Origin of the sequence: Anaerovibrio sp. (genome assembly GCF_045637405.1) — a bacterium.
Lineage (GTDB): Bacteria > Bacillota > Negativicutes > Selenomonadales > Selenomonadaceae > Anaerovibrio.
In genome coordinates this window covers 1-7,647 of the sequence record NZ_JAZTZI010000054.1, presented here as the reverse complement: position 1 = coordinate 7,647, position 7,647 = coordinate 1, and the positions used below count along the sequence as shown (strand labels likewise).

Below are 7,647 nucleotides of genomic sequence, written 5' to 3'. Positions count from 1 at the left end.
TATTTTTTTATTTTGGGGCGGAGGGCGGGGGAGACCCGAAGGGAGAGTGGCCACGAAGGACTGGTCAGCTTTCGATAAGTTTGACTATCGGAAGTAAAAGAAGGTGGCGGTTCCGGCGGGTCTGGTTTTACTTCCGATAGTCGTAAGGAACTTATCGGACGCTCACCAGTAATGGCTTATGAGCTGGGGACAAAACCAAGAGCATACAGGGGGAGTGTCGGTTTAAGGTCGTGACACGGCTGGATGCTCCAGCATGGTCCCCTGCCATACTCATAGTAGTAGCCCTGTAGTTGCCACCATCTTAGAATAATAATATAATATAGCTAAATTGAAAGGAGGTGAAAGTATGAATAGTGAGGAAGATGTAGAATGTATGCCAGAAATAGTCTTAGAGTTGGGCAAAACCTACAAAGAGGTTGCATATATGCCAGGGCGATATGATATTGAATATATTTCTAACGCAGAAGTGTATAAAATAACAAAAAAATCATATATGATGGTTGTTAATGCAACTGGCAAAACTTATAGAGTTCCTATAGGCTCAATTCTTGGTGCTAAGTAACAAAAAATTACGGAATAATCATATGATTTTTCCGTAATTATAGATATAAGATGTAACTGGTCCAAGTGACACAATTTTAAGGTTGTGTCTTTTTTTATTGCTTTTTTGGGGGCAGTATGCGCCCGCTAATCTCTAAGAGAAGATGAGAAATAAAAAACGGTGGTATGACTGCGTACCTCTGGGGTGTAGTGATACCATCCGGGGACGATACTTGGAGCGGGGGGCGGTGGCTGGAGTGCGCCGACTGCAGAGAGGGCGGCAGAAGCAACGCGCATGGAGTGAAGCCTGAGCGCCACGGAATAAGCTGCTGATGAAGCGGAGCGTAAGGGAGCGACAGGACAGCTACCGCTATACTGGCCCAGTAGTAGGCACTGGACAAAATGCCGACAGCTGTGTATGGGTTCTGCTTGCAGGTTCCATACTCTGCTGTTCGGGGCATCACTTAGAGTTGGGGGTTAGCGGTGACTGCTTGCAGTGACCGCCATACCAGCCCAGTAGTAGGCACTGGACACCACACGGTAAAAGGGTATGGCCCATTCTTTCCCACATTCGCGGGCTTAGGTCGAGCCCTGGGGAATGTGTACTTTAGGGCGAGGCGAAAATAAGGCCGCCAGTGGAACGTGCCAAAGGGCCATACTCTTTCATCCAGCCGATACACTAAGAGCAGAGTCAGACGGGAAAGGCGTCAGGGCTGGACGTATGGGAAGCACGAAGCCGCCCCGGCTCACTTCCATCAGTGGCACCCGGTAAGTCATAAGTAAAGCCCCGCTTTCAGGGGAACGTAGGCAGACTATGGCTGCCGAAGTCCTGAAAACGGGGCTATAGGTGCGGGTGGCTTCCTTTTTTTAAAAAAAGAAATGTATATATAGGAAGTGCCCTGGCTTTTATTTGGCCAGAGCACATATTTTAATCTCCTGCCTGATTCATGGAGAGAGAAAACAGACAGGGGAAGGAGATGGGCGATATGAAATTTTGTTTTCTGCCCTTACATACGGACAAGAACGGGATTTATTACAAAAAAAGAAAAATCCCCTGCCTGCGTTTGGAGAATACAGGCAAGGGGGAGAATGATAAGAAGCATGTTGTCATATTTGACATGCTTACATACGTTTCTGAAGAAAAAATATTACATTTTTTGCGATTTTTCATGATATATTTTTGATTTAATATTTTAAGTTTGGCTAAGTTTTGGCACCTTTCTGGGAATTTCTTTGGTATATTGATATTTAAACATACAATAATTATTTAAGTATAATCAAATAGTTATATTATGTATTATAAAATCATACTAGACAATAAATAATAAACTGTTATAATAGGCCCTGTTGGAAATTTAGGTCTTTCGGGCCATAGGTGGTGAAATGTATGAGCAAGTTTAAAAATACGTTTTCTCTTTTGAATGCCCACTAGAATATTCTTTTTTAGGGGAAATAAAAGGATACACAAGTGGGTGAGTTTTATGGATTTTTCAAGGAACCTTCAAAGGCTCCGATTAATTAAAAAGGAGAGTGCGGCTGATGTGGCAGCGGACCTGGGTATAAGTGAGGCGACTTATATTTCATGGGAGTCCGGGGAAAAAGAGCCAGAATTAAATGAGCTGTGTTCATTGGCAGAGTATTTTATGATTACTGTAGATAATATGCTGGATGCGGCTTTTGATTATACGAATTATCTGCGCTTGGTGAAGGCGAAGGGGTTGCTGAATTAAGCGTTTGTTTTATTATTTATTTGTGTTATTTTATGATATAATCTAAGCAAGAAAAGAGAGGTGCAGTAATGGCCAAATCTTATGATGAACTGACCATACAGGACAATTTTATTTTCCAAAAGATAATGCGTAACAAACGCATTTGCAAGCAGACCCTTGAACGGCTACTGAATATAGATATCAAGGATATTTCCTATCCTGAGGAAGAAAAGACCATTGATGTTCGTCTGGACAGCAAGAGCATCCGCATGGATGTGTATGTCAATGACGACAAGGGGACTATTTACAATATCGAGATGCAGACCAGCAAGGATATGGAAGAACTGGTAAAGCGCACCAGATATTACCAGGCCTTGATAGACATTGACCTGTTGGAAAAGGGGCAGGACTACGAAAATCTGAATAATACATTTATTATTTTCATCTGTACCTTCGAGGTATTTAGTGGCAAGCTCCATAAGTATACCTTTAGAAATTTGTGCATGGAAAATCATGGCATTGAGCTTGAGGACGGCACCACAAAAATGTTCCTCAGTACCAAGGGCGAGGCTGATGATATAGCCGGTCCGCTAAAGATTTTCCTTGATTACATGGATGGCCATGCACCAGCTGACGATTTTACCAAGGAAATTGACAGCGAGGTAGTAGTGGCGAAGAACCGCGAAGAATGGAGGCGAGAGTATATGACTTTGGCTTTGGAAATAGAGAAAGAGAAAAAGAAGGCTGTTGAGGAAAGAAATTTTGCGGCTGCAATCGAAATGCTGAAGGATAATTTGCCGGTAGAAAAGGTTGCAAAATATACCTCCCTGACTATTGACCAGATTAAGGAAATCGGTAAGAAAAATGCGCTTCTGTGATATGTAGAGGCGGGAATAAGAATTTATCAAAATAAGGCGTGCTGCGGCACGCCTTTTACTATGCTCTTTTCTTCTCCTTGTATTTCTCTTTTATTTTCCGTTGGGTTTCCACGATTTTAATGGCTCGTTCTGCTATAAAATGCTCCAGGGCCTGGGTGAAGGCATCGGAATTTACGGCAATATCATCCACCCGGGCGCATGGGGCGGCCATGTTGGAGCACTTATATCCCAGCATGGTGGTATGGCCATACCACTGGTCAGAGCCAAGGAAGAAAATATATCCTTCGTCCAGTATTTCAAACTGGCATTTTAGGCCACCGTTTCCGTCATCCTCAATATTCAGCTGGGGCTTATGTATCCGTCCCAAGGTTTCATAGTCAAATATGCCAAGGGGAACATTTCCCAGCAGCACATAGCGGGAGTGAAGCCAGCCATTACGGTGGTCGGCCTTTTCTTCCTTGCTGGTGACAATGATTTTTGGGAAGCAATCATCATCTATTAAATTATAGAGGTTGTGGAAGTGTACCAGATACTTTTCCATATCCAGCGGTGTGCCGAAAATTTTTAAATTTTGCATGGCCATTGTGTAGTCTTTGGCCCGTGGGCGGTAGAGAACCATGAGGAAAACTCCTTTCTTTTGGTTGTAAATAGAATATATGTTTGATATAATGATAACAGAATAATTGTTTGATTACAAGGGGGCGGGATTGTTTATTTTTCGGAAAATAAAAGTTATTTTTTTTGAGTAATAGGGTATAATATTTGTGTTGCGAATTTAGAAAGAGGAATGATATTTTTATTATGAATAAAGAAGTTTCTGGAACATACAATGCTATAGATTTATTTGCTGGTTGTGGTGGCCTGTCTAAAGGTTTTATGGATGCAGGCTTTAATGTTATTGTAGGTATAGATAATGATAAAGATGCATTAAATACTTTTGAATTAAATCATAAAGGAGCGACAGCTTTACAGGCAGATTTATCCAAGCAGGAAACTTTTGATGAAATAAAGAAAATTGCAGGGGATAGAAATATTGATGTTATAATTGCGGGGCCACCTTGCCAAGGGTTTTCTTTAACAGGGCCGCGTAATTTTGATGATGAGCGTAATAAATTATATTTAGCTGTTCTTGAAATGGTCAGACAGTATAACCCTAAAGGGTTTATCATCGAAAATGTACCGGGAATGGCTACATTATATAAAGGCGAAATAAAGAACGAAATATTAAAACGCTTTAGAGCCATGGGGTATAATGTTGAGTGCCAGATTCTGAAAGCGTGTGATTATGGTGTACCTCAAATGAGAAAACGCTTAATTTTTATGGGGATACGCAAAGATTGTGGTATGCCAAGTTTTCCTAAACCATTGTTTGGGCCAGAAACTGAGAGACCTTATCGAACTTGTAGGGACGCTATTTCTGATTTGCCTACAAGAGTAGATTCTTTAGGGGAAGAAATTGATAAATATTCTGGTGAACCTATAACAGAATATCAGAAACTTATGCGTAAAGACTGTGATATTCTTCATAATCATGTTGCTACTGCACATAAGGACTTCGTTATAGAAACAATAGCACAAGTACCAGAGGGTGGAAATTATAAAGATTTACCGGCTGGAGTTGGTGAAAGCCGTAAATTCCACATGGCGTGGACTCGATTGGATGGTAATGCGCCGGCAAGAACAGTTGATACTGGACATAGGAACCTTTTTCATTATGAATTAAATAGGGTTCCGACAGTTAGGGAAAGCGCAAGAATACAGTCGTTTCCAGATGATTTTGTGTTTACTGGCTCACGAACGAAACAAAATAGACAGGTCGGAAATGCCGTTCCACCAATTTTGGGACAGGTATTAGGAAAGAAAATGCTAGAAATATTTACAGGTGAGAAATGAGTAAGATAAATACTATAGACCTTTTTGCTGGTTGCGGAGGTTTGACTGATGGATTTGCGCAGACAGGCCTATACAATACTGTTGCGGCTGTAGAATGGGAGAAAGCTCCATGTGCGAATTTAAGGGAACGACTAAAAAGCAAATGGGGATATGATGATAGCGCTTCAAGAGTGATCAGATTTGATATTCAGAGAACAGAGGAATTATTTAATGGTTGGTCTGATGATGATGAATATGGTTCCTCGGTTGGTTTAGATAATCTGGTAAATAAAGTCGGTAAAATTGATGTTATAATTGGAGGCCCTCCATGTCAGGCGTATTCAATAGCTGGCCGCGTTAGTGATGCAAATGGGATGCGGGATGACTACCGTAATTACTTGTTTGAAAGCTATTTGAAGGTAGTATCTAAATATAAACCTAAATTATTTGTGTTTGAGAATGTTCCAGGCATATTAAGTGCTAAACCCGGCAATAGGAAAATTATTGATGTTATCCAAGAAGCATTTGAAAAGGTTGGTTATCATGTTTTGACTGATTTAAAAAATGCCATTATGGATTTTAGTGATTATGGAGTTCCACAAAATAGAAAGAGAATTATCATAGTTGGATTGCGAAAAGAATATTGGGGAGAAAACTTATGTGAGTCAATTCTTCAGAATTTTTATAACAATATTCTTTCCAAGTATAAAGTAGAAAAAAAAGCAACGGTAAAAGAAGCGATAGGTGATCTGCCTAAATTATGTCCTCTTAAGAAGGAAATTGTATATGAAGGTAGAAAGACTATATATAATTTACCGGAGCCGTTTGTTCCAAATCATGTTGCCAGATGGCAAAGTGAACGCGATAGAGATATATTTAAAATATTGACTACTGATATTGAGAGCGGTAGAAATCAATATATTTCAACTGCGGCATTAAAAGAGTTATATACTCAAAAGACTGGCCATGTTTCTAATGTCCATAAATATTATGTTTTGCGATGGGATGAACCGAGTAATTTAATACCAGCCCACTTATATAAGGACGGTTTAAGGCATATTCATCCAGACTCAAAGCAAGTACGGTCTATAACCGTAAGAGAAGCAGCGCGGCTCCAGTCATTTGATGATGATTATATTTTTAAAGGCAGTAATCAAGAAGTTTATAAAATGATAGGTAATGCAGTACCACCTTTATTTGCAAAGAAATTGGCAATGGCAATATATGACTTTTTAAAAGGAAAAAAGTGAGGTCTTCAATATGCTATTTCACAGGGGTCTTGAAGAATGCGTTTTTGGAAGATATGAAAAATTCGATGTAAATGAATTTATAGTATTGTCTGGGTATGTTGGGCCAGAACCTATAGAACGGTTAAGGGAGTTGCCGCTAAGGTCTAAGATAATATATGGTATGTATGGTGAAGCTAGCATCAGTAAAAGGCTTCATGAAAGAATATTATCTTTGAACGAAAAACAGGCAGATACAACAATTTTATACTCAAAAGTTCCAATACATTCTAAATGCTATCTGTGGCTGAAAAATGGGGACCTTGTAACTGCATTGGTCGGTTCGGCTAATTTTTCTGTTAATGGCCTAAGAACAGATGATAGAGAAGTGCTTGCTGAAACAACTAGAGATAGTTTTGAGGAGTTACAGAGCTATATTAGACATATAGAAGAAAATAGCATTGATTGTACCTCGCCTGAAGTAGAATTTAAGCGCAGAGGGCAAATACTTATTCCTAATACTGTTGGAGTTATTGATCCTACGGTTGCAGAGATGAGTTTTATATCTGAAAGATCAGGTGATATACCAACTAAAAGCGGAATAAATTGGGGATGTAGTGATGGCCATGTAACCAAAGGGGACGCTTATATACCTATTTCTAGAAAAGCAATTATGAATCATCCACAAATGTTCCCACCCAAAATAATGGTGGATATTTCACAAACAGCAATGGGGAAAATCAACCGACAGAACGAAGCCGTTGAATTTATATGGGATGATGGGACATCTATGACAATGTTGTTTGAGGGTAATAATGTTATTGATGGTGTTCCGTATCCAAAACAAATAGCTTCATTCGGTGATAAGTCTATTTTAGGTAAATATTTAAGAGATAGAATAAAAGTATCTTACGACCATGTTATAACAAAAAATGATTTACAAAATTATGGGCGAACGGGAGTTACTTTAACTTTGCTTGCGGAAGGGCTATATGAAGCAGATTTTTCACCGAAAGAATAAATGCTTAATAATATAGAGCGTTTTTTTAGGGCTTAAAAAGTAGGTCTTGCAGGCAGGTCAACTATTATTAATTCTAAACACACAGAACCTTATGGTTCTGCCAGACTGTAGACAAATAAACAAGCCTGCCCCCATTAATGCTATAATTAACATTAATGGGGGCATGTTTTATGTATAGAAAGAAAAACCGTGAATTACAGTCACAAATCCAATTCATATCACTTGAAGACCTTGTTCCTAAGGATCATATTCTGCGGGCAATTGACCGTGCCATTGACTTTAGTTTCATATATGATGAAGTAGAGGGATTGTATTCTTCTTATGAGGCTGGCCGTCCAGGTATTGACCCGGTATCACTTTTTAAAATAGTGTTCATTCAGTATCTTTTTGGTATTCGTAGT

Annotated in this window: 9 protein-coding genes; 8 read left to right on the top strand and 1 reads right to left on the bottom strand. The window is 39.5% G+C overall.

Annotation, left to right across the window (positions count from 1 at the left end; all coding sequences use genetic code 11):
• Window positions 1-346 precede the first annotated feature (346 nt).
• The 4 genes from ACKI5G_RS04000 (at window position 347) to ACKI5G_RS03985 (ending at window position 3,127) form a co-directional block, all read left to right on the top strand.
• On the top strand, window positions 347-562 hold the full coding sequence (locus ACKI5G_RS04000; protein ID WP_407397867.1) for a hypothetical protein: 216 nt from the start codon (window positions 347-349) through the stop codon (window positions 560-562).
• Between the two features lie 310 nt (window positions 563-872).
• The gene (locus ACKI5G_RS03995) at window positions 873-1,040 is read left to right on the top strand and encodes a hypothetical protein (RefSeq protein WP_407397865.1); all 168 of its coding nucleotides are present in this window, start codon (window positions 873-875) and stop codon (window positions 1,038-1,040) included.
• Window positions 1,041-2,021: 981 nt separating this feature from the next.
• The gene (locus ACKI5G_RS03990; RefSeq protein WP_407397863.1) at window positions 2,022-2,270 is read left to right on the top strand and encodes a helix-turn-helix domain-containing protein; all 249 of its coding nucleotides are present in this window, start codon (window positions 2,022-2,024) and stop codon (window positions 2,268-2,270) included.
• A gap of 68 nt (window positions 2,271-2,338) precedes the next feature.
• Window positions 2,339-3,127, top strand: a complete 789-nt coding sequence (locus ACKI5G_RS03985) for an Rpn family recombination-promoting nuclease/putative transposase (protein ID WP_039211861.1) — start codon at window positions 2,339-2,341, stop codon at window positions 3,125-3,127.
• Window positions 3,128-3,185: 58 nt separating this feature from the next.
• On the opposite strand, the gene ACKI5G_RS03980 is transcribed toward ACKI5G_RS03985, so the two are convergent.
• Window positions 3,186-3,746 (bottom strand): hypothetical protein, encoded by a 561-nt coding sequence (locus ACKI5G_RS03980; RefSeq protein ID WP_407397861.1) that lies wholly within the window; start codon window positions 3,744-3,746, stop codon window positions 3,186-3,188.
• A gap of 182 nt (window positions 3,747-3,928) precedes the next feature.
• Here ACKI5G_RS03980 and ACKI5G_RS03975 point away from each other — a divergent pair, with 182 nt between their 5' ends.
• The 4 genes from ACKI5G_RS03975 to ACKI5G_RS03960 all read left to right on the top strand — a co-directional run.
• Complete coding sequence (locus tag ACKI5G_RS03975; protein WP_407397859.1) at window positions 3,929-5,020, top strand: DNA cytosine methyltransferase; 1,092 nt, start codon at window positions 3,929-3,931, stop codon at window positions 5,018-5,020.
• Window positions 5,017-6,249, top strand: a complete 1,233-nt coding sequence (locus ACKI5G_RS03970) for a DNA cytosine methyltransferase (RefSeq protein WP_407397857.1) — start codon at window positions 5,017-5,019, stop codon at window positions 6,247-6,249. The genes ACKI5G_RS03975 and ACKI5G_RS03970 overlap by 4 nt, the downstream gene beginning before the upstream one ends.
• A gap of 10 nt (window positions 6,250-6,259) precedes the next feature.
• Entirely contained in the window at window positions 6,260-7,246 is a 987-nt protein-coding gene (locus tag ACKI5G_RS03965) for a restriction endonuclease PLD domain-containing protein (protein WP_407397855.1), read from the top strand.
• A 170-nt stretch (window positions 7,247-7,416) separates the two neighbouring features.
• The coding region (locus ACKI5G_RS03960) for a transposase (protein ID WP_407397853.1) at window positions 7,417-7,647 on the top strand (231 nt) is incomplete at its 3' end.